The 25899-nt window shown below is 71.0% G+C and carries 25 protein-coding genes; 11 read left to right on the top strand and 14 right to left on the bottom strand.

Annotated features, from left to right (window positions below; translation table 11 throughout):
- Positions 1–693 (bottom strand): ribonucleotide reductase N-terminal alpha domain-containing protein (locus ACO1X9_RS10990; protein ID WP_486350878.1); only part of this gene is annotated, 693 nt, incomplete at its 3' end.
- Positions 694–1010: 317 nt separating this feature from the next.
- Here ACO1X9_RS10990 and ACO1X9_RS10985 point away from each other — a divergent pair.
- Positions 1011–2225, top strand: coding sequence for an MFS transporter (locus tag ACO1X9_RS10985; RefSeq protein WP_486350877.1), 1215 nt, complete (start codon positions 1011–1013; stop codon positions 2223–2225).
- A gap of 2 nt (positions 2226–2227) precedes the next feature.
- On the opposite strand, the gene ACO1X9_RS10980 is transcribed toward ACO1X9_RS10985, so the two are convergent.
- Genes ACO1X9_RS10980 through ACO1X9_RS10970 form a run of 3 tightly spaced genes read right to left on the bottom strand, consistent with a single transcriptional unit; the run spans position 2228 to position 4604 of the window.
- A complete protein-coding gene (locus tag ACO1X9_RS10980) occupies positions 2228–3544 on the bottom strand; it encodes an MFS transporter (RefSeq protein WP_486350876.1) in 1317 nt (438 codons plus the stop codon).
- A gap of 47 nt (positions 3545–3591) precedes the next feature.
- Entirely contained in the window at positions 3592–4371 is a 780-nt protein-coding gene (locus ACO1X9_RS10975) for an alpha/beta fold hydrolase (RefSeq protein WP_486350875.1), read from the bottom strand.
- Between the two features lie 35 nt (positions 4372–4406).
- Positions 4407–4604: a hypothetical protein gene (locus ACO1X9_RS10970; RefSeq protein WP_486350874.1), complete on the bottom strand. Its 198-nt coding sequence runs from the start codon at positions 4602–4604 to the stop codon at positions 4407–4409.
- Between the two features lie 181 nt (positions 4605–4785).
- On the opposite strand from ACO1X9_RS10970, the gene ACO1X9_RS10965 reads away from it, so the two are divergent.
- The 3 genes from ACO1X9_RS10965 to ACO1X9_RS10955 all read left to right on the top strand — a co-directional run bounded on the left by ACO1X9_RS10965 (position 4786) and on the right by ACO1X9_RS10955 (position 8400).
- Entirely contained in the window at positions 4786–5658 is an 873-nt protein-coding gene (locus ACO1X9_RS10965; RefSeq protein WP_486350873.1) for a DUF4349 domain-containing protein, read from the top strand.
- Between the two features lie 215 nt (positions 5659–5873).
- The gene (locus tag ACO1X9_RS10960; RefSeq protein ID WP_486350872.1) at positions 5874–7397 is read left to right on the top strand and encodes a DEAD/DEAH box helicase; all 1524 of its coding nucleotides are present in this window, start codon (positions 5874–5876) and stop codon (positions 7395–7397) included.
- Positions 7398–7470: 73 nt separating this feature from the next.
- The gene (locus ACO1X9_RS10955; protein WP_486350871.1) at positions 7471–8400 is read left to right on the top strand and encodes an alpha/beta hydrolase; all 930 of its coding nucleotides are present in this window, start codon (positions 7471–7473) and stop codon (positions 8398–8400) included.
- A gap of 3 nt (positions 8401–8403) precedes the next feature.
- On the opposite strand, the gene ACO1X9_RS10950 is transcribed toward ACO1X9_RS10955, so the two are convergent.
- The 8 genes from ACO1X9_RS10950 to ACO1X9_RS10915 all read right to left on the bottom strand — a co-directional run bounded on the left by ACO1X9_RS10950 (position 8404) and on the right by ACO1X9_RS10915 (position 16942).
- Positions 8404–9336, bottom strand: a complete 933-nt coding sequence (locus ACO1X9_RS10950) for a glycoside hydrolase family 43 protein (RefSeq protein ID WP_486350870.1) — start codon at positions 9334–9336, stop codon at positions 8404–8406.
- Positions 9333–10649, bottom strand: coding sequence for a family 1 glycosylhydrolase (locus ACO1X9_RS10945; RefSeq protein ID WP_486350869.1), 1317 nt, complete (start codon positions 10647–10649; stop codon positions 9333–9335). The genes ACO1X9_RS10950 and ACO1X9_RS10945 overlap by 4 nt, the downstream gene beginning before the upstream one ends.
- Positions 10646–11482, bottom strand: coding sequence for a carbohydrate ABC transporter permease (locus ACO1X9_RS10940; protein ID WP_486350868.1), 837 nt, complete (start codon positions 11480–11482; stop codon positions 10646–10648). Before ACO1X9_RS10940 ends, ACO1X9_RS10945 begins: the two co-directional genes overlap by 4 nt.
- Positions 11472–12332 carry a carbohydrate ABC transporter permease gene (locus ACO1X9_RS10935; RefSeq protein ID WP_486350867.1) on the bottom strand — a complete coding sequence of 287 codons (861 nt, stop codon included), beginning with the start codon at positions 12330–12332 and terminating at the stop codon, positions 11472–11474. The genes ACO1X9_RS10940 and ACO1X9_RS10935 overlap by 11 nt, the downstream gene beginning before the upstream one ends.
- Positions 12333–12409: 77 nt before the next feature.
- Complete coding sequence (locus ACO1X9_RS10930) at positions 12410–13651, bottom strand: ABC transporter substrate-binding protein (RefSeq protein ID WP_486350866.1); 1242 nt, start codon at positions 13649–13651, stop codon at positions 12410–12412.
- Between the two features lie 53 nt (positions 13652–13704).
- Positions 13705–14760 carry a LacI family DNA-binding transcriptional regulator gene (locus tag ACO1X9_RS10925; RefSeq protein WP_486350865.1) on the bottom strand — a complete coding sequence of 352 codons (1056 nt, stop codon included), beginning with the start codon at positions 14758–14760 and terminating at the stop codon, positions 13705–13707.
- Positions 14761–14990: 230 nt separating this feature from the next.
- On the bottom strand, positions 14991–16604 hold the full coding sequence (locus tag ACO1X9_RS10920) for a solute symporter family protein (protein ID WP_486350864.1): 1614 nt from the start codon (positions 16602–16604) through the stop codon (positions 14991–14993).
- Positions 16604–16942 carry a DUF485 domain-containing protein gene (locus ACO1X9_RS10915; RefSeq protein ID WP_486350863.1) on the bottom strand — a complete coding sequence of 113 codons (339 nt, stop codon included), beginning with the start codon at positions 16940–16942 and terminating at the stop codon, positions 16604–16606. Before ACO1X9_RS10915 ends, ACO1X9_RS10920 begins: the two co-directional genes overlap by 1 nt.
- Before the next feature lie 173 nt (positions 16943–17115).
- Here ACO1X9_RS10915 and ACO1X9_RS10910 point away from each other — a divergent pair, with 173 nt between their 5' ends.
- The 4 genes from ACO1X9_RS10910 to ACO1X9_RS10895 are packed head-to-tail and all read left to right on the top strand — an operon-like array spanning position 17116 to position 20896.
- A complete protein-coding gene (locus ACO1X9_RS10910) occupies positions 17116–18306 on the top strand; it encodes a sensor histidine kinase (protein ID WP_486350862.1) in 1191 nt (396 codons plus the stop codon).
- A complete protein-coding gene (locus ACO1X9_RS10905) occupies positions 18306–19040 on the top strand; it encodes a LytR/AlgR family response regulator transcription factor (protein WP_486350861.1) in 735 nt (244 codons plus the stop codon). Before ACO1X9_RS10910 ends, ACO1X9_RS10905 begins: the two co-directional genes overlap by 1 nt.
- Entirely contained in the window at positions 19037–19408 is a 372-nt protein-coding gene (locus ACO1X9_RS10900) for a hypothetical protein (RefSeq protein WP_486350860.1), read from the top strand. The genes ACO1X9_RS10905 and ACO1X9_RS10900 overlap by 4 nt, the downstream gene beginning before the upstream one ends.
- Positions 19409–19432: 24 nt before the next feature.
- Positions 19433–20896 carry a sodium/solute symporter gene (locus ACO1X9_RS10895; protein WP_486350859.1) on the top strand — a complete coding sequence of 488 codons (1464 nt, stop codon included), beginning with the start codon at positions 19433–19435 and terminating at the stop codon, positions 20894–20896.
- 4 nt (positions 20897–20900) lie between these two features.
- Here the strand turns inward: ACO1X9_RS10895 and ACO1X9_RS10890 are convergent, their stop codons facing one another.
- The gene (locus tag ACO1X9_RS10890; RefSeq protein ID WP_486350858.1) at positions 20901–21377 is read right to left on the bottom strand and encodes a nitroreductase/quinone reductase family protein; all 477 of its coding nucleotides are present in this window, start codon (positions 21375–21377) and stop codon (positions 20901–20903) included.
- 66 nt (positions 21378–21443) lie between these two features.
- A complete protein-coding gene (locus ACO1X9_RS10885; protein ID WP_486350857.1) occupies positions 21444–22898 on the bottom strand; it encodes a flotillin family protein in 1455 nt (484 codons plus the stop codon).
- 81 nt (positions 22899–22979) lie between these two features.
- On the opposite strand from ACO1X9_RS10885, the gene ACO1X9_RS10880 reads away from it, so the two are divergent.
- The 3 genes from ACO1X9_RS10880 to ACO1X9_RS10870 are packed head-to-tail and all read left to right on the top strand — an operon-like array spanning position 22980 to position 25845.
- Entirely contained in the window at positions 22980–23786 is an 807-nt protein-coding gene (locus ACO1X9_RS10880) for a tryptophan 2,3-dioxygenase (RefSeq protein WP_486350856.1), read from the top strand.
- Entirely contained in the window at positions 23783–24640 is an 858-nt protein-coding gene (locus ACO1X9_RS10875) for an amidohydrolase family protein (RefSeq protein ID WP_486350855.1), read from the top strand. The genes ACO1X9_RS10880 and ACO1X9_RS10875 overlap by 4 nt, the downstream gene beginning before the upstream one ends.
- Positions 24637–25845: a kynureninase gene (locus tag ACO1X9_RS10870; RefSeq protein ID WP_486350854.1), complete on the top strand. Its 1209-nt coding sequence runs from the start codon at positions 24637–24639 to the stop codon at positions 25843–25845. The genes ACO1X9_RS10875 and ACO1X9_RS10870 overlap by 4 nt, the downstream gene beginning before the upstream one ends.
- Positions 25846–25899 lie beyond the last annotated feature (54 nt).

The following is a 25899-nucleotide window of genomic DNA, read 5'->3' as shown; positions in this document are numbered from 1 at the left end:
CTCCATGACGAAGCAGTTGGAGAGCTGCGGGTAGGCGGTGCCCGCGTTGACGAGGGTCGAGCCGGCGGCGACGTACTCGAGCTTCGACATCTTGTCGTAGAAGCCGATCGCGACCGAGGTGGGGTCGGCCTCGTTGAGCGAGAGACCCATCGCGATGCGCATCCAGAAGAACTGCGGCACCTCGAGCGGCTCGTTGTTGCGCGCCTTGATGCCGTAGCGGTTGTTGAGCGTCACGACGCCGATGTACTTGAGCAGCTCGTCGCGGCTCGGCTCGAGCGCGGCGGCGAGGCGGTCGAAGTCGTAGAGGTCGGGGAAGCGCGGGTCGAGCAGCTTCTCTTCGACGCCGCGCAGGACGGCGGCCTTGAAGTGCTGCGCGTGGAGCGACTTGAGCTCGGCGGGCGTCTCGTAGTCGCCGAGCACGCGCTTGTAGATCGTCTTCAGCAGGAGGCGGGCGGCGACGGTGTCGAACTGCGGGTCGTCCTTGACGTTCTGCAGCGCCACCTGGATGACGGCCTCGTCGAGCTGCTGCGTCGTGATGCCGTCGAAGAGGGTGAGCTCGAGCTCCGAGGCGATCTGCGTCACCCACGTGATGTCCTCGCCGAGCCCGGCGCTCGCGTGCTCGATCGCGAGGTTGATCTTGTTGGCGTCGTAAGGCTCGCGCGTCCCGTCGCGCTTGACCACCGTGATGCTCACCGATTTGCTCCTTTTCGTGCCGTCTCCGGCATCCCCTGCGAGGTCTCGTGACCCCTGTTTCCCTAACGGCTAAGACAGTTGAGCCCGGCCGATGTCCCACCCCCGGCCGGGAAGTCTCACCACTATATATCGGGGCACCGACACGAGCACCACCACTACATCTTGTGGCGTGTCGTCCACAGATTGTGGATAAGTTCGCCGAGTTCTGCACAGATTCCACAGGCTACGGCGCGCCTCGGACACCCGCCGGGCCGACGGGTTTAACGCGTACGACACCGCCACGGCGGAGGCGGGCCGGAGAGTAGGGTGGGTCGGCTGTGAAGAGTTACGCGGAGCTGTTGCGCACGCCGGGGGTCGCCCGGCTCCTCTGCGCGCAACTCGTCGCCCGCTTCCCCGGCGGGATGCTCTCGCTCGGGCTGCTCATCCACATCGAGAGCCTCTTCCACTCGTACGGCGCCGCGGGGCTCGTGCTCGCGAGCCTGAGCGTCGGACAGGCCGTCGCCGGTCCGCTCACGAGCCGGTGGATGGGCGCATGGCGCATGCGCCCGGTGCTCATCCTCACGAGCATCGTCTGCGCCACGGGCCTCGCGACCCTCGCCTTCGCGCCGATCACGATCGGCGTGCCGGGGTTCATGGGCTTCGCCCTCCTCACCGGGCTGAGCTATCCGCCCATCCAGCCCGCCGTGCGCACGATCTACCCGAAGGTCGTCAACAGCCGTCAGCTCACGCCGCTCTTCTCGCTCGACGCGAGCGCGCAGGAGATCATCTGGGTCGCGGGCCCCGTGCTCGTGACGTTCGTCGCGACGCAGATCTCGTCGACCGTCGGCATCCTGCTCTCGCTCGTCTTCCTCGTCGGCGGCGGCACGTGGTTCATCTCGAGCCCCGAGGTGGGGCGGGTGCGCATCCCGCAGTCGCGGCGGCGGTTCGGCGTCGTGCTCGCACGTCCGACGGTGCTGCTCATCACGATCCTCGGCGTGCTGCTCGTCGGCTGCTTCGCGGCGATCGAGGCGGGCGTCGTGTCGATGTTCGGAGAGGGCAGCCCCGACGCCGGCTTCGTGCTCGCGATCTTCGCGCTCACCTCGCTCGTCGGCGGGCTCGCGTTCGGCCACCGCCCGATCGGCCCGTGGGCGCTCGCGCGGAGGATGTCGATCATCCTCGTCGGCTCGGTGCTCGCGATCTTCGCGTTCGAGTTCTGGACGATCTCGGGCGCCCTCGCGATCGCCGGGCTCATGGTCGCTCCCGCCCTCGCGGTCATGTTCGCGGTCGTCTCGGCGACCGTCCGTTTCAGCGACACCGCCGAGGCGTACGGCTGGGTCGGCACCGGGCAGCTGCTCGGCGCCGCGTTCGGCTCGGCGATCGCCGGGTTCCTCATCGACGCGGCGGGCCCGACCGGCGGGTTCTGGACGGCCGCCGGCCTGGTCGCCGCCGCCGTGATCATCGCGATGCTCTTCCGCCGCGCCCTGCCCGACCTCCGCGGGCGCGAGGCGGGTCCGATCCCCGACACCGAGCCCGTGTCGATTCAGCCGAGCTGAGATCAGTCCTGCGCGTGCGGCTCGGTCGGGCCGGCGTCGGTCGACGGACCTCCCACCGACGGACCGACCGCGGGCGCCCCGGCCGGCGGGTCGCCGTTGTCGACGTCCTCCGGGTTGGGCAGTCTCGACAGGAAGCGGAAGAACACGAGCCCGGCGAGCGTCGAGAGACCGCCCCCGACGAGGAACGGCAGTGTGATGTCGACACGCGCGATGAGGCCGCCGAGCAGCGACCCGAACGGCATCGAGCCCCACAGGATGGTGCGCCAGCTGCCGTGCACGCGTCCGAGCAACCGCCCCGGGATGACAGCCTGCCGCAGCGACATGACGAGCACGTTCCAGATCAGCACGCCGAGCGACGTCAGGAAGTACATCGCGCCGGCCACCCACAGGTTCGGGAAGAACCAGAGCACCGCGAGGGGTGCCGTGGAGACGAAGCAGGCGACCGCCATCGTCGGACCGGCGCGGAACCGGGCGGTGAGCGCCGAGGCGAGCAGCGAACCCAGGATGCCGCCCGCGGCTCCGGTGAGCATGAAGAGCCCGAAGAGCTCCGGCGGCAGTCCCTGGTCGTCGATGAGGAAGAGCACGAACGTCGCGGTGCCCGCCGAGAACATCAGCCCGATGAAGGTCGTGAGCAACAGCAGGGTCGTCAGCATCCGGTTGCCGAAGATGAACCGGTAACCCTCGCCGAGCTGGCGGTACCACGGCTCGCGCACCGCCGGCTTGGGCAGCGCGAACTGCCGGCCCGACGCGGCCGTCGGGAGGAAGAGCGCGAGCACCGCGGCGAGCCCGAAGGCCACGGCATTGGCGCCGAGCGGGATGAGCACCGTGACCGCGAACAGGAGCGCCGTGATCGGTCCCGCGAGGAAGTTCTGCGCGATCGTCTCGGCGGCCTCGATGCGGCCGTTCGCCTTCGGCAGCAGCGACTTCGGCACGAGGCTCGGCACGACCGCGCGGATCGCGCCGTCGTAGACCGTCTCGCCGACGCCGTACAGGAAGATGACGACGTAGAGCGACCAGATCGACAGGTTGCCGGTCAGGGCGAGTGCGAACAACCCGACCGCGAGCAGCGCGCGCAGCGAGTTCGAGATCGCGAGCGCGTGGCGGCGGTCGACCGCATCGACGATGAGGCCCGCCGGGATCGCGAACAGCAACCACGGCACCATCTGCAGGGCGGCGACCCCGGCGACGAGCAGCGGGTCGGAGGTGAGTTGCACGGCGAGCAGGGGGATGGCGGTGCGCGCGATGCCGTCCGCGACGCTCGACGACAGGTTCGCCGTGAAGACCTTGCCGAACTCCGCCCCGAGTCGCTGCCTCGCCATGGAGCGACCCTATGCCCGCGGTGCGACGCCGGGCGTGTGCTCTGCCGTCAGCCGATCGCCGTGGCGACGACACGCGCCATCCGGGGGCGGATGACGTGGTCGACCCCCGAGACCCTGTGGGCGGTCACGCCACGCAGGCTCTCGACGATCCGCAGACCGGCGGGGTGCAGGAAGGGGTCGAGCGTGCCGTAGACGAGGTGGATGGGGGCGGTCACCTGCACGAGGTCGTTCACCGTCGTCTGCGACTCGATCGCCTTCTCGAGCGAGAGGACGAAGGCATTCCAGTTGCGCTCGGACACGTCGAGCAGGTTCTTGATCGGCGACAGCAGGGCGAGCCCGGCGGCGGCGCGGATCGTGAACTCCTTGTTGGCGCGGAGGAACTCGTACAAGCGGAAGTAGAGCCCCATCGCCGCACGGTCGATCGGGGTGCCGATCTCGGTCGGCACGAAGTAGACGGGTGGGCTCACGAGCACGAGTCGCGTCACGGCGGAGCGGTGGGTCGCGGCGTAGCGCGCGGCGATGAGGGCGCCCATGGAGTGCCCGACGAGCACGACGCGGCGGAGGCCGAGCTTCCGCAACGTGCGGTGCAGAGCCGCCACGTGCTCCTCGATCGTGTACGTGGCGTCGGCGGGAGCGGGCGACGCCCCGAAGCCGAGCAGATCGATCGACACCGCGCGGTGATACTCCGTGATGAGCGGGACGACGTTCTCGAAGGTGACCGACGAGGAGGCGATGCCGTGCAGGAGCACGACGGGCGGGCCGTCTCCGGCGTCCCGCGCGACATGGAGAAGGGGCGGTCTCCGCAGTAGTCGGCGGAGCCACCCCATGCCGCCATCGTAGGGCGGCGACGTGCGCAGAGCGTTCAGCTCTCCCGCATGTTCTCCTTGTGCTCGTTCTTGGCGTGCACGGCGTCGCGCTCGGCCTCGGCCTTCTTCACCGCGGCATCGGCCTGCATCTCGTCGACCTTGTCGGAGATGCGCTCCTTGGTGTCGTCCACCGTCTCGCCGATCTTCTCGCCGGTGGCCTCGGCGGCATCCTTCGCGCTGTCCATGAAACCCATGGGATCCTCCTTGTGTCGTCGTTGCGGGGTGCCCCAAGTTACGAGGCCGACCTGGGATGTTCGAGAGGGTTGACAGCGGGTCGGCACCGGGGTGGTCGTGACGGAATCGTGATCGCCTGACGACCGAATCGTGATGAACGTTGTGTGGTGCATGCGCGCCGCGCTCTTTAGCGTTGGCCGCATGAGGCGGATCACGATTCTGGGTACGACGGTTCTCGCGGCGACGCTTCTCCTCGCCGGCTGCAGCGCCGGGGGTGCGATGCCCTCGAACGACCAGGGCGTCTCCGCGCCGCAGGCACCGGACGGTGGTGGCGTCGAGGAGTACGTCGGCGCCGACAGCGACGGCGGAGTCGCGGGCGACCTGGCGTCCGAGGATGCCCGCGTCGAGATCGTCTCCGGCTCGATGACCGTGACCGCCGAGGATCCGGCCGCCGCGTCGCAGGAGGCCGTGCGCCTCGTCGAGGCTGCCGGGGGCCGGGTCGACGGCCGAAACGAGTACGCCCCGTCGAACGGCGACATGGGCAGCGCCAGCCTCACCCTCCGCATCCCCGCCGAGAAGCTGCAGAGCGTCATCGACGACCTCGCCGCCCTCGGCATCGACGGTCGCGCCGACGAGGTCTCCACGAACTCGACCGACGTGACCGTCGCGGTCGCCGACCTCGATTCGCGCATCGCGACCCAGCGCGGCATCATCGACCGGCTCAACGCCCTCTTCGGTCGCGCCGCGACGATCGCCGACCTCATCGAGCTCGAGGAACGCATCGCGCAGCACCAGGCGACGCTCGAGGAACTCGAAGCGCAGCAGCGCTCGGTCGCCGACCAGGTCGCGCTCTCGACGCTCTCGCTCTACCTGCGCTCCGAGGCCGAGGCGCCGACGGTCGAACCGATGGACTTCGTGAGCGGGCTGGAGACCGGATGGGCCGCCTTCGTCGGCTTCTTCTCCGGGCTGCTGGTCGCGCTCGGCGTGCTGCTCCCCTGGCTCGTGTTCGCGGCGGTCGTCGCGACGGCGATCGTGCTGCTCGTGCGCTGGAACCGCCGCCGCACGGCCGCGTGAGGGCGGCATCCGGGGGTCTCTGCTAGCCTGGAGTCACTGGTCGCGCGTCACTGCGCCGGCCTGGCGTCGTAGAACGCTTCCTCTCCTCCCGCAGTTCTCTGAACGAGCGGTGAGTTGACGAGTCTCTCGCGGCGAACGGATGTGCCCACCGGCACCTTCGCCACCTCACCAGAAATCCCGGCTGCGCGTGCGCGCGCTCCGGCGGAAAGAACCCCATGACCACCACCGATTTCGGCACGCTCGGCGTGCCCTTCCCGCTCCTCGAGGTTCTCGCCGCGCAGGGCAAGACCACCCCGTTCCCGATCCAGTCGGCGACCCTGCCCGACACGCTCGCCGGGCGCGACGTGCTCGGTCGCGGCCGCACCGGCTCGGGCAAGACCCTCGCCTTCGGCCTCCCGCTCGTCGCGCGCCTCGGCACCCGCCTCGCCGGCGGGCCGCGTCGCCCGGGCCGTCCCCTCGGCCTCGTGCTCGCCCCGACGCGCGAGCTCGCGACCCAGATCGCAGAGACCATCGCGCCGCTCGCGAAGGCGTACGGCCTCAGCGTCACGACGATCTTCGGCGGCGTCTCGCAGAACCCGCAGGTCGCGGCGCTGCGCTCGGGCGTCGACATCGTCGTCGCCTGCCCCGGTCGCCTCGAAGACCTCATGAAGCAGAAGCACGTGTTCCTCGACGCGATCGAGATCACCGTGCTCGACGAGGCCGACCACATGGCCGACCTCGGCTTCCTGCCGGGTGTCACCCGCATCATGTCGGCCACGCCGGCCGACGGACAGCGGATGCTGTTCAGCGCGACGCTCGACAACGGCGTCGACAAGATCGCGAACCGCTTCCTCTCGCAGCCGATCAGCCACGGGGTCACCGACTCGGGCGTTCCGCAGGGCGTCATGGAGCACGTCGTCTTCGCCGCCGCCGACCTCACCGCCAAGAAGGAGCTCGTCAAGACGCTCGCCTCGGGCACGGGCCGCCGCATCATGTTCACGCGCACCAAGCACGTCGCCAAGCGCTGGGCGAAAGACCTGACGGCCGCGGGCATCCCCGCCGCCGACCTGCACGGCAACCTCAGCCAGGGCGCGCGCGAGCGCAATCTCGCCGCGTTCGCCGACGGCACCACGCGCGTTCTCGTCGCCACCGACATCGCGGCGCGCGGCGTGCACGTCGACGACATCGAGCTCGTCGTGCACATCGACCCGCCGGCCGAGCACAAGGCGTACCTGCACCGCTCGGGCCGCACCGCCCGCGCGGGCAAGGAAGGCGTCGTCGTCACGCTCGTGCTGCCGGAGCAGCGCAAGGACCTCGCCGACCTCATGCGCAAGGCGGGCATCTCCGCCGAGGTGCAGCCGGTCACCCACACCTCGCCGGCCGTCACCGAGCTCGTCGGCGACGTCGCCGAGTACGTGAAGCCGTCGCCGGTCAGGGCCGCGACGCAGCAGCAACCGTCGAGGCCGCGTCAGCGTCAGTCGTCGGGCGGCCGCAGCGGCCAGCAGGGCGAGCAGCGCCGCGAGCGCTCGGATGCCCAGCAGACCCGCCAGGGTCAGCCGGCCGGGCAGGGCGGTCGCCGTCGTCGCGGCGGACAGGGCGGCGGGCAGAGCCCGGTCGCGCGTCCGCAGCGCGGAGGCGTCGTGTACTCGTCGTCGACGGGCGGGGCCACGTTCTCCCGCGAGGAGTCGGCCCCCGCCTCGGCCGGTCGGCCGCGGGGCAACCGCCGCGCGTCGGCTCCCGGGCAGCGCCGCAGCGCCTGATCCGCAGTCTCCGTTCCGAAGGAGGGGTGTCAACATTGTTGACACCCCTCCTTCGTTTCGACAGGATCGCCGCATGGACATCGTCGTCGTCGACCCCGAGCTGCGTGCCGCCACGCTGAAGCTTCCCGCGCTGAACGCCCGCAACCCGGTGCTCCGCGCGGTGGTGCGGCTGGCGACGCGCCTCATCCCGACCCCCGAGGTACCCGGGGTGACGATGACCGCCGTGCGCGACGGCGGAATGCGCGCGCTCGTCTACCGACCCGACGGCGCGCCCGTGGGACCCGGCGTGCTCTGGATCCACGGCGGAGGGTTCGTCATCGGCTCCGCGAAACAAGACCACCGGCTCGTCGCCGGCACCGCCGCCGCCCTCGGCGTGACCGTCGTCTCCGCCGAGTACCGGCTGGCACCCGAGCATCCCTTCCCCGCACCTCTCGACGACGTCACCGCCGTCTGGAATTGGATGCGCACGCACGCCGCCGAGCTCGGGGTCGACCCCGCACGCCTCGTGGTCGCCGGCGAGAGCGCGGGCGGCGGCCTCGCCGCGACGCTCGTGCAGCGGCTGCGCGACACGTCGGACGTTCAGCCGATCGCGCAGTGGCTGTTCTGCCCGATGCTCGACGACCGCACCGCCGCCGACCGCTCGCTCGACGCCGTCGGCCACTTCGTCTGGAACAACACCGCGAACGAGCACGGCTGGCGGTCCTACCTCGGGCGAGCTCCGGGATCGGAGGGCATCCCGCCGTACGCTGTCGCCGCGCACCGCGACGACCTCGCGGGACTGCCGCCGACGTGGATCTGCGTCGGCGACATCGAGCTCTTCCACGCCGAGGACGTCGCCTACGCCGAGCGGCTGCGCGCGGCGGGCGTCGACGTGACCCTCGACGTCGTGCCCGGCGCACCGCACGGCTTCGAGAACTGGGCGGGCGACACCCCCACTGCGGTTGCACTCGTCGCCCGCGCGCACCGGTGGCTCGCCAGCACACTCGGCCTGGCGAGCCGCTGACGTTCAGCCGCGTCGGGGCGGAGGACGGTCCCCGAGTGGGTCCGTCACTCGGGGACCGTCCAGCTCGAAGGAGATGCGGCGCACGTGCATCCGACGCGCGGTGTGCGCCTCATCCCAGGAGTGGAAGGCGATGATGTCTCCCTCGTCGGTGTCGACGAGGGAGTTGTGGCCGGGACCGAGGAGTTCCCCGTCGCTCGCGAGGAGCGGACGCGTTTCCGGGGGTGCCGGTGTCCACGGCCCGAGCGGGTGATCGGCGACCGCCCACGAGACCTGGTAGCCGTCTCCTGTCCACGCCCCGCCGGAGTAGGTCATCCAGTAGCGGCCGTGGCGGCGCACCACCGACGGACCCTCGAGCGTGTGCCAGTCGTAGCGCGACCCGTACATGGCACGGTCGCGCTCGTAGAGCTGCCACTCGGCGAAGGGTTCGAGCACGGCGACCGGCTCGCCCGCGGCGCGGTCGGGCGCTGCGAGGGGCAGGACGGCGAGATGGGTACCCGCGCGGGTGGCGTCGAGCACGTCGCGGGCGAAGTAGAGATACCACCGACCGTCGTCGTCGCGGAACGGGTGCGCGTCGATCGCGAAGCGCTCCCCGGGCGTGAGATCGACGCCGGTGTCCCGGTACGGGCCCGTCGGCGCGTCGGCGACGGCGACCCGCACGTGGTGACCGTGGATGCCGTGGCCAACGGAGTAGTACAGCCACCAGCGGCCGTCGACGTGCGCGATCTCGGGCGCCCAGAACGCGTCGCCGAGCGCCCGGTCGGGTCGTTCGAGGGCGTGACCCGCGTCGACCCAGGCGCGCAGATCGTCGGAGGCGATGAGCGGGAAGAGCCGACCTTCGGCGGGCGCGGGGTCCTCCGTGCCGATCGCGAGCCACCCGTCGCCGGTCGACGTCACGAACGGGTCGGCGAACGGTCGCGGGTGCACGGGCGCGCTCATCCGGTCTCCCGTGCGCGTCGCGCGAACTCGTCGGCGGCGGGCGTGGGATGCCGCTCGAGACGGCCTTCCGGCGTCTCCTCGAGCCGCACGAGCCCCATCCGCCGCAGGAACGCGCTCTTCCCGTCGCGCGGGTCGCCGAGCGGCGGCGCCGGGGCGATCTGCACCGCGCCGTCCGCCCCCGTCTGCGCGACGGCGAACTCCTCGACGTTCGCACCGCCTGCGGCCCACGACCAGTCGACGAAGTCGAGCAGCGGCCACCAGGTGTAGCCGCGCACGTCGAGGCCCCCAGCGGCGAGCGATCGCACCTCGGCGACCGAGGCTGCGAGCCAGCGGGAGCGCACGTCATCGCTGCCCTCGATGCTCGTCTCGGTGACCGCGAGCGGCAACCCGTAGCGGCCGGCGAACGCCGTGAGCACCTGACGCAGGCCCGCCGCCCCGGCGTCGTGCGCGACCTGCACGATCTCGCCGTCGAGCGGCACGAGTCGGCGGGGCGTGAGATCCGGGTAGTAGTTGACGCCGAGGATGTCGGGGGGCGCGGGCGACGCGACGAGGGCGTCGAGGTCGCGCGGGTCGGCCCCGTGACCCTCGAGCCAGCCGCGCATCGGATGCCCCGCGTCGACCCGGCCGAGCAGGAGGTCGGTCGGCAGCCAGCCGATCGCGGCGAGCAACTCCTGCTCGTCGCGGGCGTCGGGGCCGATCGCGGTCATGAGCGTCGACGCCTCGACGTGCACGATGCGTGTGTCCGGCGCCGCGCGGCGGATGGCGCGCGTCGCCTCCGCCATTCCGAGCGCGATCGGCACGGCGACGCGCGTCCAGCCCTCCCACCCGTGAAGAGCGGGCGGCCACACCCCCCGGAGACCGCAGAACGACGCGGTCGTCACGGGTTCGTTGAGCGGCGTGATCGCTGTGACGCGGCCCGCGTAGCGCGCGGCGAACGCGCCCGCGAACTCAGCGATCGCCGACGGGTAGTGCGGGTCGGCGAACGAGTCCGCGATCCACGGCGGGGTGCCGTAGTGCACGAGGTCGGCCACGAGCTCGAGCCCGAGCCGCTCGGCCTCGGCCACGGCGTCGTCGAGGCGGCGCCAGTCGAAGCGACCGGGCGCCGGATGCGCAAGCGGCCAGCTCACCCCGTAGCGCACCGCCTCGGCGCCGAGCCCGGCCGCGAGCGCCAGGTCTTCCGGCATCCGGACGTCGTGCTCGGTGAGCACGTGCTCGTCGAGTGGCGCGCGGGCAGGGTCCGCCGGGTAGACGCACGTGTCCTCGATGCCGAGCAGCCAGGAGATGCGCCCCCGCTCGAAGAGCCCGCCGCTCACTTCAACCCCGTGGCGGCGACGCCCTGCACGAAGAAGCGCTGGGCGAGCAGGAAGGCGATGGCGAGGGGCAGCAGCGAGATGACGGCCCCGGCGAGGAGCACGGCGTGATCGTTCACATGCTGCCCGCCGAAGAGGGTCAAGGCCGCCGGGAGCGTGCGCATCTCGGTCGACGACGTCACGACGAGCGGCCAGAGGAGGTCGTTCCAGAGGTTCATGAAATGCAGCACGGCGAGCGTCGCCAGGGCGGGCTTGGCGAGGGGCAGGATGATCTGCCAGTAGATGCGGAAGTGACCCGCCCCGTCGATGCGGGCGGCCTCGTCGAGTTCCTTCGGGATCGACAGGAAGAACTGCCGCAGCATGAAGATGCCGAACGCGCTCGTCGCCCGCGGCACAATGAGTCCCTGGTAGGTGTTGAGCCAGCCGAGGTGGAAGAGCTCGACGAACACGGGGATCAGGGTCACCTGGGCCGGCACCATGAGGGTCGCGATCACGAGCCAGAACGCGACGCGTCGGCCGCGGAAGTCGAGCCGCGCGAGCGCGTACGCGCACATCGAGTCGAACAGGAGGCACAGGAACGTCGTGACGCCCGCGAAGATGAAGCTGTTCGCGACGACCCTCAGGAACGGCAGCTCCGACCAGATGCGCTCGTACCCCCCGAGGGTCCACTCGGTCGGGAGGAGGCTCTCCGGCGCCGAGTACAGGTCGGCCTCCGTGCGGAACGAGCCCGACACCATCCACACGAACGGCACGATCGCGACGACGACGCCCACGCCGAGCAGCACCCACGCGATCACGCGGGTCGGGCTCACGGGGAGGATGCGCTCAGTCGACATCGTCATACCGGAACAGACGCAGCTGCAGCGCCGACAGCACGGCGATGACGAGGAAGAGGATCCAGGCGGTCGCGGAGGCGTAGCCGAGGTCGAAGTTCTCGAAGCCCTCGCGGAACATCATCGAGACGAGGGTGTCGGTCGAGAAGAGCGGGCCGCCCTTCGTCATGACGTAGACGAGATCGAAGACCTGGAACGAGTTGATGGTGAGGATCATCGTGGTGAAGAGCAGGGTCGGTCGGATGCTGGGAAGGGTGATCGAGAAGGTGATGCGCGCGTTCGACGCGCCGTCGAGACGCGCCGCCTCGTAGAGGTGTGTCGGCACGCCCTTGAGCCCGGCGAGGAGGATGACCATCGTGAACCCGACGTTCTTCCACACGCTCACGAAGATGAGGGTCGGGAGTGCGAGGCCCGGGTCCTGGAGCCAGCCGACGGCGGGGAGCCCGAAGGTGGTCGTGATGCCCGCGACGAGTCCGATGTTCGGATCGAGCAGGAAACGCCAGACCATGCCGATCGTCGCGAGCGCGACGATCGTCGGGAAGAAGAAGATCGAGCGGACGGCCCGGGTGAGCAGTCCGTCGCGCTGCAGCGCCGACGCGGCGAGGAACCCGAGCACCAGCTGCATCGCGACGCTCACGACCGAGAAGACACCGGTGACCCGCAGGGCGTTCCAGAACCGCTCGTCGCCGAAGAGCCGCTCGTAGTTGGCGAGTCCGAGCCACTCCTGCACGTCGGCGCCGATCTTCCAGTCGTGCAGGCTGAACCAGAACGACTGCGCGATCGGGAAGACGATGAAGACGAGGATGATCGCGAGGCTCGGTCCGGCGAAGAGCCAGGCCCGCCAGCCGCGCACTCCGCGACGACGTCGGTGCGGGGCCTCCCGGCCGCCGGAGCGTGCAGCTCCGACGACCGGGAGGAGGGACGCTTGCGTCAACTGCAGCCCGTCGCCGCGTTGATCGTCGCGGAGGCTGCCGCGGCCGCCGTGGCGACGTCCGCACCGCGCGTGATCTCCCCGATGAGCGGCACGTAGCCTTCGGAGTCGACCTGGGTCGCGTTCGGCACGCCCGGCAGGTAGAGCCTCGCGCTCGGCAGCGCAGCCGCGAAGGCCGCGACCACCTCGTTGGCCGCGAGCTCGGGGTCGTCCCCGAGGTCGGTGCGCACCGGCGGGAACCCGGACGCGAGCGCGAACTGCTTCTGCGCCTCGGCGCCCGTCCACCACGCGAGGAACTCCTGTGCGGCCTCCGGGTGCTCGGTGCCCGCGCCGATCGCCAGCGGGACGGTCGAGCCGAGCGTGACGTCGCCGTCGACTCCGGTCGGCACCGGGGCTACTCCGAGGTCGATGCCCGCGTCGGTGTACCCCGCCGCGGCCCACGGCCCGTTGAGCTGCATCGCGGCCTGACCCGCGCTGAAGAGCGAGTCCGACTCCGCCCCGGTGAGACCCACGGGGGCGACGCCGTCGAGCACCAGCTGCGTCCACACCTCGAGACTTGCGATGCTCTCGGCGCTGTCCAGAACCGAGCAGCCCTGCTCGTCGACGATGTCGCCACCTTCGAGCCACTGCAGGATCGGCCACATCTGGATCGTCTCCCGCTCGGCGACCGAGAGCCCGTAGACCCCATCGCCGGTCAGCGCGACGGCTGCATCCTTGAACGCCTCGACGTCCGCGGGTGGCTCGGCGATCCCGGCGGCCTCGAAGAGCGCCTTGTTGTAGTACAGCTGGAGCGTGGCCACGTTGGCCGGCACGGCGTAGAGCGTGCCGTCCGACGTGAAGGCGTCGATCGCCGCGGGGAACAGCCGGTCGGCGTTGATCTCGGTCTCGCCGTCGCCCACCTGGTCGAGGGCGAGGAGCGAATCGGTCTCGAGGTACTCCGCGACGATGTTCGGATCGAAGTTCGGCGTCGCGATGTCGGGACCCTGGCCGGTCGCCCACGCGGCCGGCAAGGTCTGAGCGATCGAGTCCCAGGGCTGGATCTCGAGGGTGACCTGGATGTCGTCATGCGACGCGTTGAAGGTCTCGACGAGACCCTCGTACGCCGCGCGGTCGCCGCCGGTGAAGCCGGCGAGCATGGTGAGTTCGACGGGGCCGTCGGACTCCGAGGTGGCCGTGCAGCCGCTCAAGACGACGACGCCGGCCATGATGCCGGCCGCCGCAGCGGTGGTGATTCTCCTCATCGGGGTTGCTCTCCTTTGGGCACAGTGGGATGGGATGGCGAGAGACGGCCCTCTCAGGTGGTGCGGGCCTCGCAGCCGCACGACGCGCGCGGGACGAAGTCGACGGACAGCACGAGATGGGTCTCGTCCTCCGCGGGCCTCGTTCCCGACACGAGATCGAACAGCCGTTCGGTCGCGAGACGTGCCATGCGTTCGGCAGGCACGTGCATCGTGGCGATCCCCGGCGTCGTGACCCGGCTCAGGCCGAAGTCGTCGAAGCCGACGATCGCTACGTCGTGGGGAACCGCTCGCCCTGCGGCGAGCAGTTCGGTCATGGCCCCGAAGGCCATCTCGTCGTTCGCGGCGAAGAGCCCGTCGAACGTGGTGCCGGCGAGGGTCTCGCGAGTGACGCGGCGCCCGGTCTCCTCGCTGAAGTCGCCTTCGACGATCCGGCCGACCACACCGCCCGCGTCGATCGCGTCGAGGAATCCATCGCGGCGGTCGAGGGCGGTCTGGTGGTCGAGCGGACCGGAGAGGTGGACGAGCTCGCGCCGTCCGTGCTCCCGGATCAGGTGCTCGGTGGCCCGACGAGCGGCGTCCCGGTCGTCGACACCGACGCTGACCGCGTCGGGCAGCTCGGGGAAGCGCCCCAGGAGGACGACCGGCAAGCCGGCTTCGACGAGGCGGGTCATCCCGGCGTCGGTCACGGCGGCGCTCGTGACGATGGCGCCGTCGACGGATCCGGAGCGCATCACGCGCTCGTAGGCCGCGGCCCCGTGCCACTCTTCGGGCGATGTCTCGGGGTTCGTCGAGACGACGAGCTGTGCATCCCGGTCGTTGACGACATCGGTGACGCCGGTGAGCACGTGCATGAAGTACGCGTGCCCGAAGACGTGGTGGCCCGTGTTCGGCACGATGACGGCGATGGCGCCCGAGCGGCGGGCCTGCAGCGCTCGACCGGCGGCGTTGGCGACGTATCCGAGCTCGTCGGCGATGGCGCGGATGCGGTCTTTCGCGTCGCGACCGATCCGGGGGTGGTCTTTGAGGGCCATCGAGGCGGCGCTCACCGAGACCCCGGCTCGCTCGGCGATCTCGCGGAGCGTCACGGTGCGGGCGGGCCGTGTCGGCATCTCTCACCTCTCTCATCGAGCGCTCGGTGCTGAATCGTTGAAGCGCTGCGGCACCTGGGAAGGCGGCCGGTGCTCAAACGTTTGAGCAGACTGTATCGAGACGAGCGCACTGCCGTCAAGCTCGATCGATCGATGGCGACGCGTGCCAGCGGCCCGGCTCCCTGTGGGGAACCGGGCCGCTGAACGTATCCGCGATCGGGGGTGCCGCCCGAGACCGATCGCGGCGTCTTTTAGTGCTTGACCGCCCCCTCGGCTCCGATGCCGGTGAGCGAGCGCACCTCCATCTCCGACTGCTTCGCGGGGTCTTCCTTCTTGCGGTCGGTGATCGTGCCGATGAAGCCGAGCAGGAACGCGAGCGGGATGCTCACGATGCCAGGGTTCGACAGCGGCCACCAGTGGAAGTCGACGCCCTGGATCATCGAGGTCGACAGGCCGGTCGCCTCGTTGATCGGCGCACCCGAGACGACCGGCGAGAAGACGATCAGGATGATCGCCGACGCGAGTCCGCCGTACATGCTCCACAGCGCGCCCCGGGTCGTGAAGCGCTTCCAGAACAGCGAGTACACGATCGTCGGCAGGTTGGCCGACGCCGCGACGGCGAAAGCGAGCGCCACGAGGAATGCGACGTTCTGGCCGTTCGCCGCGATCCCGCCGATGATGGCGACGACGCCGATGACGAGCACCGTGCGGCGCGCGACCTTGACCTCGGAGCCCGGCTCGGGGTTGCCCTTCTTGATGACCGACCCGTAGATGTCGTGCGAGAACGACGCCGCCGCGGTGATCGTGAGTCCGGCGACGACCGCGAGGATCGTCGCGAACGCGACCGCCGAGATGATGCCGAGCAGCACGGGTCCGCCGAGCTCGAAGGCGAGCAGCGGAGCGGCCGAGTTCGCGCCGCCCGGAGCCGACCTGATGGCGTCGGCGCCGATGAGGGCCGCCGCGCCGTAGCCGAGGATGAGCGTGAACACGTAGAAGATGCCGATGAGCCAGATCGCCCAGACGACGCTGCGTCGCGCTTCCTTCGCGGTCGGCACCGTGTAGAAGCGCATGAGCACGTGCGGCAGCGCCGCGGTGCCGAGCACGAGGGCGAGGCCGAGCGAGAGGAAGTCGAGTTTGCTCGTATCCGAAGCCCCGTATTGCACCCCAGGCGCGAGGATCGCGTCGGTGCCGGCGGTCTGCACGGCGTGGTCGAGCAGCTCGGAGAGGTTGAAGCCGTGGATCGCGAGCACCCAGACGCTCATCACGAGCGCGCCCGCGATGAGCAGGAACGCCTTGATGATCTGCACCCACGTGGTGCCCTTCATCCCGCCGACGAGCACGTAGACGATCATGAGCGCGCCGACGACGGCGATGACCACCGACTGCCCGACGCGGTCCGGGATGCCGAGCAGCAGCGACACGAGACCGCCCGCGCCCGCCATCTGGGCCAGCAGGTAGAAGAAGCAGACGACGAGCGTCGTGATGGCCGCGGCGATGCGCACGGGGCGCTGCTTGAGCCGGAACGAGAGCACGTCGGCCATCGTGAACTTGCCGGTGTTGCGCAGCAGCTCGGCGACCAACAGCAGGGCGACGAGCCAGGCGACGAGGAAGCCGATCGAGTAGAGGAATCCGTCGTAGCCGTTGAGCGCGATCGCACCGCAGATGCCGAGGAACGAGGCGGCGGAGAGGTAGTCGCCCGCGATCGCGGCGCCGTTCTGCGGTCCGGTGAATGAGCGCCCGGCCGCGTAGTAGTCGGCGGCCGTCTTGTTGTTGCGGCTCGCCCGGAAGACGATCACCATCGTGACGAGCACGAAGGCTCCGAAGATGGCGATGTTGAGGAGCGGGTTGCCCACGTTCGTTTCCATCAGCGGAGTTCCTCTCGGATGGCGGCGGCGTCGGGGTCGAGCTTCCGGTTGGCGTAGGAGACGTAGACCATCGTGATGATGAAGGTCGTCGCCACCTGCCCGAGCCCGATGAGCAGTCCGACGTTGATCCGGCCGAACACCGGGGTCGCCATGAAGTCGGGCGCGTAGCCCGCGAGCAGCACGTACGCGAGATACCAGAGCAGCGCGAGCCCGAGCACCGGGAACACGAAGTTCCGATGCCGGCGGCGGAGGCCCTGGAACCTCTCGGTCTTCTGAATGGCGCCGAAGTCGACGTCGGGGGTGACGTCGCTGCCTGCGCCCTGGGCGTCGTTGCCCATTCGCGTCTCCATCCTGGCCGGACCGTGCCCGGCCGTGTCGAGGGTGATGCGCCCCACTCTGCGCGAGCGGGCACGCGCGCCGGGGGCGGTCGCCGTTCGTCGTCGGTGAGCGGTCGGGATCGTGCGCTGAACGACCTTGTCCCCCCGACGAGCGAGGGAAGTAGTTTGGGGGGATGGCCGAGTCGGTGCTGCTCGTCCTGGTGGCGGCCGTCGCGGCGGGGGTCACCGGGTTCGCCGGGTACGCCCTGGCGCGTCGGGTCGCGCGCGGCGGACGGGAGCTCGGCACCGAGGCGGAGCAGGCGCGCTACACGACGCTCCACCTGGCCACGCGCGCCGCCGAGCAGCTCCGCGGCGGCGTCGAGTCGGCGGATGCCGCTCGTGCCGTGCGGGATCTGCGGGCTCTTCTCGACTGCGACGCGCTCGCGCTGACCGGGGCGGACGGCATCCTGGCTCTCGACGGTGCCGAATCGCTGCGCGCGACGGCCGAGCGGATGGCGACAGCGGTGCTCGACGGACGGCGCGCCCACGTCGAGCGGCAGGCGGTCGGCAGCGGTCGGGAGACCCTGGACGCCGTCGCCGCCCCGATCATCGTCGGCGGCGAGGCGGTGGGAGCCGTCGTCGCGTTCTCGCGGAACGCCCGCGCGGGCCTCGTGCGCGCGACGGGCGAGGTCGCCCGCTGGGTGGCGACGCAGCTCGAGCTCGCCGAGCTCGACACGTCGCGCGCGGCCCTCGCCGAGGCCGAGGTGCGCGCGCTGCGGGCGCAGATCAGCCCGCACTTCATCTACAACGCGCTCAACGCGATCGCGTCGTTCATCAACACCGACCCGGTGCGGGCGCGTGAGCTCGTGCTCGAGTTCGCCGACTTCACGCGGTACTCGTTCCGCCGGCACGGCGACTTCACGACCGTCGCCGAAGAGCTGCGCAGCGTCGACGGCTATCTGCGGCTCGAGCGCGCGCGCTTCGGCGAGCGGCTCGCGGTGACGCTGCAGATCGCACCCGAGGTGCTGTCGACGATCATCCCGTTCCTCTCCGTGCAGCCTCTCGTCGAGAACGCCGTGCGGCACGGGCTCGAGGCGAAGGAGGGTTCGGGCCGTCTCGCGATCACGGCGAGCGACTCGGGCGAGTACGCCGTCATCACCGTCGAGGACGACGGCGTCGGGATCGACCCGGAACTCGCGCGCTCGGTGCTCGCGGGGCGCGCCGCCGGCGAGCACGTCGGTCTGCACAACGTCGACACGCGACTGCGGCAGGTCTACGGCGACGACTTCGGCCTCGTCGTCGAGACCAACGTCGGCGCCGGCACCCTCGTCACGATGCGCGTGCCGAAGTCGCAGCCCGGTCGGATGACGGAGCGGGTGGCCTGATGCCCTCGAACATCTCGGTGCTCATCGCCGACGACGAGCCGCCCGCGCTCGACGAGCTCGAGTACCTGCTCGGGGCCGACCCGCGCGTGGGCCAGGTGCACCGCGCTCCGTCGGGGGCGGAGGCGGTGCGGATCATCGCGCAGCATCCGGTCGACGCCGTGTTCCTCGACATCCACATGCCCGGTCTCTCGGGATTCGACCTCGCCCGCGCGCTCGGCCGCTTCGAACGCAAGCCGGCGCTCGTGTTCGTCACGGCCGACGAAGACGGAGCCCTCGAGGCGTTCGACCTCGCCGCCGTCGACTACCTGTTGAAGCCCGTGCGCACCGAGCGGCTCGCCCGCAGCGTCACGCGCGTGCTCGAGTCGCTCCATGCACCGACCCAGACCGGTCCGATCTCGCGACCGGAGATGGTGCCCGTCACGCTCGGCACGACGACGCGGATGATCCGCCGCGACGACATCCGTTACGTGCAGGCCCACGGCGACTATGCGCGGCTGCACACCGACGACGGGAGCTACCTCGTGCGCATCCCGTTGAACGATCTCGAGTTCCGCTGGCGCGACGCGGGGTTCGTGCGTATCCACCGGTCCTACCTCGTCGCCCTGGCGCACGTCTCGCGCGCGCGGCTCACGGGCGACGGGCCGAGCGTGACGTCGGGCGGTGCCGAGCTGCCGGTGAGCCGACGCTGCCTGCCGGCGCTGCGCGAGAGCCTCGGCGCCGGGCTCGCCCGATGAGCGCCTCCCGCCCGGCGAGCGACTCTCTCCCGCGCGTGCGCGTGACGGCGCCGCGCTCCGGGTCACGCGGGGGTGTCGTGACCGCGGGCCCGGGCGACGCCTCGACGGTGTACGTGCGCTCCCTCATCCGATCACAGCTGCGGGTCGCGCTCGTCGCGGCGGGGTCGTTCGCGATCGTGCTCGCGGGCATCACGGCCGCGCTCGCCTTCGTGCCGCAGGTGCGCGAGTTCACCGTGGGTGGCATCCCGATCGCGTGGATCGTGCTTGGGGCGGGCGTCTACCCGCTCGTGCTGCTCGTGGCGGTGCTCGTCGTGCGCGCCGCCGAGCGCAACGAGGCCCGCTATCGCTCGCTCGCCGAGGACTCGTGAGCTGCGCACCGTGAGCGGCGGCGCGTGAACCCCGTCGTCGGCTACGTCTCGATCGCCGTCGTGACGATCGCGACCGTGCTCGTCGGATTCTTCGGTCTGCGGGTCTCGCGCACGACGGGCGACTTCTACGTCGCCTCCCGCACGGTGCGCCCGTGGTGGAATGCGTCGGCGATCGGCGGCGAGTACCTCTCGGCGGCGAGCGTGCTGGGCATCGCGGGCCTCCTGCTGCTCCGGGGCGAGGCGGCGCTGTGGTTCCCCATCGGGTACACCGCCGGGTACCTCATGCTGCTGCTCTTCGTCGCGGCACCCCTGCGACGCTCGGGCGCCTACACGATCCCCGACTTCACGCAGGCGCGGCTCGAGTCGGCGACGGTGCGGCGGGTGACGAGCATCCTGGTGATCGTCATCGGCTGGTTCTACATCGTGCCGCAGCTGCAGGGTGCGGCCCTCACCGTCGGCATCACGACGGGCCTCCCCCGCTGGGCGGGCGCGGCGTGCGTCGCCGTCATCGTGGGCGTCGTCGTCGCGGCCGGCGGAATGCGGTCGATCACCTTCGTGCAGGCGTTCCAGTTCTGGCTCAAGCTCACGGCCCTCGCCATCCCGGTCGTCGTCATCCTCGTGCTGCTGCCCGGGGCCACCCCGGCGCTGCCGACCTCGGTCGCGCTGCCCGTGCCCCCGCCCGTGGGAGGAGCAGAGCTCTACACCTCGGCGTCGCTCCTGCTCGCGCTGCTGCTCGGCACGATGGGCCTGCCGCACGTGCTCGTGCGCTTCTACACGAATCCCGACGGTCGGGCCGCGCGCCGCACGACGCTCATCGTGCTCGGGCTGCTCTCGGTGTTCTACCTCTTCCCCGTCGCCTTCGGGATGCTCGGCCGCGTGTTCGCACCGGGGCTCGCGTCGGAGGCCGACGCCCTCGTGCTGCTGCTGCCCGGCATGCTCGTACCCGGCGTGCTCGGCGAAGTGCTCACGGCGCTCGTCATCGCGGGGGCGTTCGGGGCGTTCCTGTCCACGACGTCGGGACTCGTCGTGTCGCTCGCCGGTGTCGTCTCGCAGGACCTGTTCGGCGGCTCGGTGCGCGGCTTCCGCATCGCGGCGATCGGCTCCGCGCTCGTGCCGCTCGCGGTCGCGCTGCTCACCGACTCCGCGGGGCTCGCCGGCTCTGTCGGGCTCGTCTTCGCGTTCACCGCGTCGACGCTGTGTCCCGTGCTGCTGCTCGGCATCTGGTGGCGCGGCCTCACCGCCCGAGGCGCCGTCGCCGGGATGGCGGTGGGCGCGGTGCTCTGCGGCGGCGCGATCGTGCTCGCGCCGTTCGTCACGGGGGCCGGGTGGGTCGGCGTGCTGCTCGGTCAACCGGCGGCCTGGTCGGTGCCGCTCGCGACCCTCGTCGTCGTGCTCGTGTCGCGGGCGGATCGGGCGCGGGTGCCGCGCGGCGCCGATCGGTTTCTCGCGCGGCTGCACCTGCCGGAGCGGGTCACGACACCGCGCTGACCGCTCAGCCGACCGGGTCGAGCACGACGACGGGGGCGGGCAGGACGCGGCCGACCGAGAACTCGTCGAGGGTCGGACCCGTGGAGTACGCCCGGTAGCCGTCCCAGAGCCGCTGCCGCTCAGAACCGCCGGCCTCGCGCGCGACGACCGTCCGTGTTCCGTCGACGGTGTCGACGACCGCGTCGGGATGCGCGCGCAGGTTGTGCAGCCAGGCCGGGTGCTCGGCGGCCCAGCCGTTCATCGCGACCGTGACGTAGGCGTCACCGTCGAGGTAGTAGGCGACGATGACCGCGCGTTCGACGCCGCTGCGCGCACCCGTCGTGCGCAGCCGCAGCATCCCGTAATGCCCGGGCCGCGGTCGGCTGAGACCGCGGGTGCCGCCCGAGATCCGGTAGATCGCGCGGTGGATCGCCCAGGCCGCACGCACCACCCAGCGCGGGGGCACACGGGCGGGGCGGGTGCGAGCGGTGTCGGTCGTCATGACACGAGTGTCAAGAATCTCTGACGTTGTGTCAAGCTTTCTTTACATGCGCGACAGCTCGGCCGCTCAACTCTCCGTCGGCTTCGGCTTCGCCGCGCGGCGCGGCGCGGGCTGGTTCAGAGCCTCGCCGATCGCCTCACCCGTCGCACGGGCGTTGAGGATGTCGGCGATGTCGATGCCGGTGACGTCCTTGACGATCTGCACCGACGTCGCGAGCTGACCGGCGACCCCCTGCCCGACCGCGGCGGCGCCGCTGCCGTCGGACGAGATGACCGTCATGTTCGAGATCGCGGAGAGCGGCTCGGACGCGGCGCGCACGATGTCGGGCAGCTGGGCGATGATCTGCTGCTTGAGCAGCTCGCCGCTGCGCTCGGCGAGCGCCTCGGCCTGGAGACGCTGCGACTCGGCCTCGGCGGAACCCTTGAGCCGGATGGCCTCCGCCTCGGCCTCGCCCTCCGCACGAAGCGCCTCGGCGGCGGCGATGCGGCGGTTGCGCTCGGCGAGACCCTCCGACTCGAGAGCCTCGGCGGCGGAGCGTCGGGCGTCGCGGTCGGCGTTGGCGGTCGCGACGGCGGCCGCGGCGCCCGCCTGGGCCTCCTTCTCGAGGGCGTAGGCGTCGGCATCCGCCTTCGCGCGGATCTCGGCGTCGAGCTCCTGCTTGCGCAGACCGACGCGCTTGCCGGCGGTGATCTCCTGCTGCGCGACGACCTCCTGCTGCGCGATCGCCTCGGCGAGCGGAGCCGACGCAGCGGCCTCGGCGCGCGCCTTGTCGGTCTCCTTCTGGATGTCGGCCGTGCGCAGGTCGAGTTCGCGCTGCGCCTCGGCGACCGACTGGTCGGCCGCGATGCGGGCCTGCTCGGAGGCGCGACGGGCCTCGGCCTCGGCGATCTCGGCGACCTGCTTCACGCGCGCGGCCTCGCCACGACCGAGGTCTTTGATGTAGCCGTTGTCGTCGTCGATCTCTTTGATCTGCAGCGTGTCGATCTGCAGACCCTGGATGTCGAGCGACTCGCCGACGGCCTCGAGCACCTGACCCTGCAGTGCCTGGCGGTTCGTGATGATCTCGGTGACGGTGAGCTGACCCACGATCGAGCGGATGGAGCCGGACAGCACCTCCTCGGTCGACGTCTCGATCTGGTCCTGCTGGTTGAGGAAGCGCTGGGCGGCGGCGCGCACCATCGGTTCGGAGCCGCCCACCTTGACGACCGCGACGGCGTTGACGCGGATGGTGATGGCATCCCGGGTCTGCGCCACGGCCTGCACGTTGAGCTGGCGGCTGCGCAGGCTGAGCTTGAAGTAGGCCTCCACGATCGGCTTCACGAAGACCCGCGAGCCGAAGACGACCTTCTGTCCCGCGTTCTCGTCGCCCGCGGAGCCGCGGCGGCGGCGCGAGGTGACGATGATCGCCTCGTCGGGCTTGGCGATCTTGATGCCCCGCACGATGACGATCAGCAGGATGAGGAGGATCAGCGCAGCGGCGGCGATGGCGACGATCAGGATCGGGTCGAACGGCAGGATCATGACCCCAGTATGACGACATTCGGGAGGGATGCTCAGGTCGGGTTTCCGCCAGCGCGACGCAGCCCGGGATACCGTGACGGCATGGCAGAGCAGCTCACCTACGGCTCGTACCTCGCGCTCGACGACCTCCTCGGGGCGCAGCATCTGCGCAGCGAGCCGCCGCACCACGACGAGCTGCTGTTCATCATCCAGCACCAGACGTCGGAGCTGTGGCTCAAGCTGCTGCTGCACGAGCTGCGGTCGGCGCGGGATGCGCTGCGCGCCGACGACCTCTCGACGGCACTCAAACGCACGGCGCGGATGAAGCAGATCCAGTTCCAGCTCACCGAGCAGTGGTCGGTGCTCGCGACCCTCACCCCGTCGGAGTACGTCGAGTTCCGCCGGTTCCTCGCGACGTCGTCGGGCTTCCAGTCGTACCAGTATCGTGCGGTCGAGTTCCTGCTCGGCAACAAGAACGAGCGCATGCTCGACGTCTTCGACGCGGAGCCCGGGGCGCGCGCGATGCTCGCCGCGGCACTCGAGGAGCCGACGCTCTACGACGAGTTCCTGCGCCTGCTCGCGCGGGCCGGGTTCGACATCCCGACGTCGGTGCTCGACCGCGACGTGCGCGAGGGCTGGGAGTTCACCTCCGAGCTCGTGCCCGTGCTGCTCTCGATCTACCAGAACTCGAGTGAGCACTGGAGGTTCTACGAGGCGTGCGAGGAGCTCGTCGACATCGAGGACAACTTCCAGCTCTGGCGCTTCCGGCACCTCCGCACGGTGCAGCGCACGATCGGGCTGAAGACGGGCACCGGGGGCAGTGCGGGCGTCGCGTTCCTCGAGCGCGCGCTCAGCCAGACCTTCTTCCCCGAGCTCTACGCCGTGCGCAACGAGATCGGCAAGGAATGACGGGACTCGTCCTCCCCGCGTTCTGCGACTCCCACGTGCACCTCGGGCTCGTCGATCCCGCGGCGCTCGTCGTCGGCGGCATCGGTCGCGTGCTCGACCTCGGCTGGGACCCGGCGGTCGCGGCGACGTGGGGCGCCGCGCATCCATCTCTCGACGTGGCGATCGCCGGCCCTCTGCTCGCCGCGCCGGGCGGGTACCCGTCGACCGCCGGCTGGGCGCCGCCCCCCGCCACGAGTGAGCTCGGGGATGCCGGCGCCGCGTCGGTCGCGATCAGCGACCTCGTCGCCGGGGGCTCGCAGGTCGCCAAGATCACGCTCAACGCCGAGGCGGGCCCGGTGTGGGACGACGACCTGCTCGCCGCCGTCGTGACCCTCGCGCACGACGCGGGGTTGCCGGTCATCGCCCACGCACAGGGTACGGGTCAGGCCGCGCGTGCCCTCGACGCGGGTGTGGATGCGCTCGCCCACACGCCGTGGACCGAGACCCTGTCCGACGAGGTGCTGCGGCGGATGGTCGGGCGGCTCGCCTGGATCAGCACCCTCGACATCCACGGCTGGGGTTCCTACGGCGCCGACTTCGCCCGGGCCGTGGGCAACCTCGAGCGCTTCGCCGCGTTCGGCGGCACCATCCACTACGGCACCGACCTCGGCAACGGCCCGCTGCCCGTGGGGCTGAACCTTCGAGAACTCGCGGCGCTCGAGGGGGCGGGCCTCGGCATCCGCGCGCTGGTCGACTCTCTGCGCGGGTTCGTTCCCGGGCCGGGCTCCTCCGTGGTCGCGGGCGCCGAGGCGATCGATGAGCTGACCCTCGACGACCTCCTCCTCGCCACCGTCGTCCCTCGGGAGAACGCATGAGAACCGCCGCCGACCTCGACGCCGCCGACCCGCTCGCGCGCTTCGCCTCCCGTTTCGTCCCCGCCGACGGTGTCGTCGCCTACCTCGACGGCAACTCGCTCGGACGCCCCGTCGCCGCGACCGCTTCTCGGATGGCGTCCTTCCTCGCGCACGACTGGGGCACCCGACTCATCCGCTCGTGGGACGAGCAATGGATGGACCTGCCGGTCGCGCTCGGCGACCGCATCGCCGCGGTGACCCTCGGCGCCGCCGCCGGGCAGACGATCGTCGGCGACTCGACGACCGTGCTGCTCTACAAGCTCGCGCGCGCCGCCGTCGCCCTCCAGGAAGGTCGCGACGAGCTCGTGCTCGACACCGACAACTTCCCGACCGACAGGTTCGTGCTCGAAGGCATCGCCGCCGAGTGCGGGATGACCCTTCGCTGGATCACGCCCGACCCCGCCCTCGGCGTCACCCCCGAGCAGGTCGGGGCCGTCGTGGGCCCGCGGACGGCGCTCGTCGTGCTGAGCCACGTCGCGTACCGCTCGGGCTACATCGCCTCGGTGCCCGAGATCACGGCGGTGGTGCACGCCGCCGGCGGCCTCGTGCTGTGGGACCTCTGCCACTCGGCCGGCGTCATCCCGACGTCGCTCGACGACTGGGGCGTCGACCTCGCCGTAGGCTGCTCGTACAAGTACCTCAACGGTGGACCGGGTGCGCCGGCGTTCGCGTATGTGCGACGCGGGTTGCAGGGGTCGCTCACCCAGCCGATCCAGGGCTGGATGGGCGCCGCCGACGTCTTCGCGATGGCCGACCGGTACACCCCCGGCGACGGGATGCGGCGCTTCCTCAGCGGCACCCCGCCGGTGCTCGGAATGCTCCCCCTGCACGACATGATCGACCTCGTCGAGGAGGCGGGGGTCTCGGCGATTCGAGAGAAGTCGCTCCTCCTGACGGCGTTCGTGGCGGAGTGGTCCGACGAGCATCTCGCCTCGCTCGGGGTGCGCGTGGTGGGGCCGCGCGACGAGGACCACCGCGGCGGGCACGTGACGCTCGCGCACCCCGCGATGCGGGAGGTGACGGCGGCGCTGTGGGAGCGCGGCGTGATCCCCGACTTCCGGTACCCCGACGGGCTGCGGGTCGGCCTCTCCCCCCTCAGCACGACGTTCGCCGAGGTCGGCGCGGGGCTCGAGGCGGTCCGGGACGAACTGCGCGCGCGGAGCTGACGTCTCGGGAACGACGAATGCCCCTGGACCAACCAGGGGCATTCGTGTGTCGGT

This window comes from Pseudolysinimonas sp. (assembly GCF_057350545.1).
This window is presented reverse-complemented; position numbering and strand designations above follow the sequence as displayed.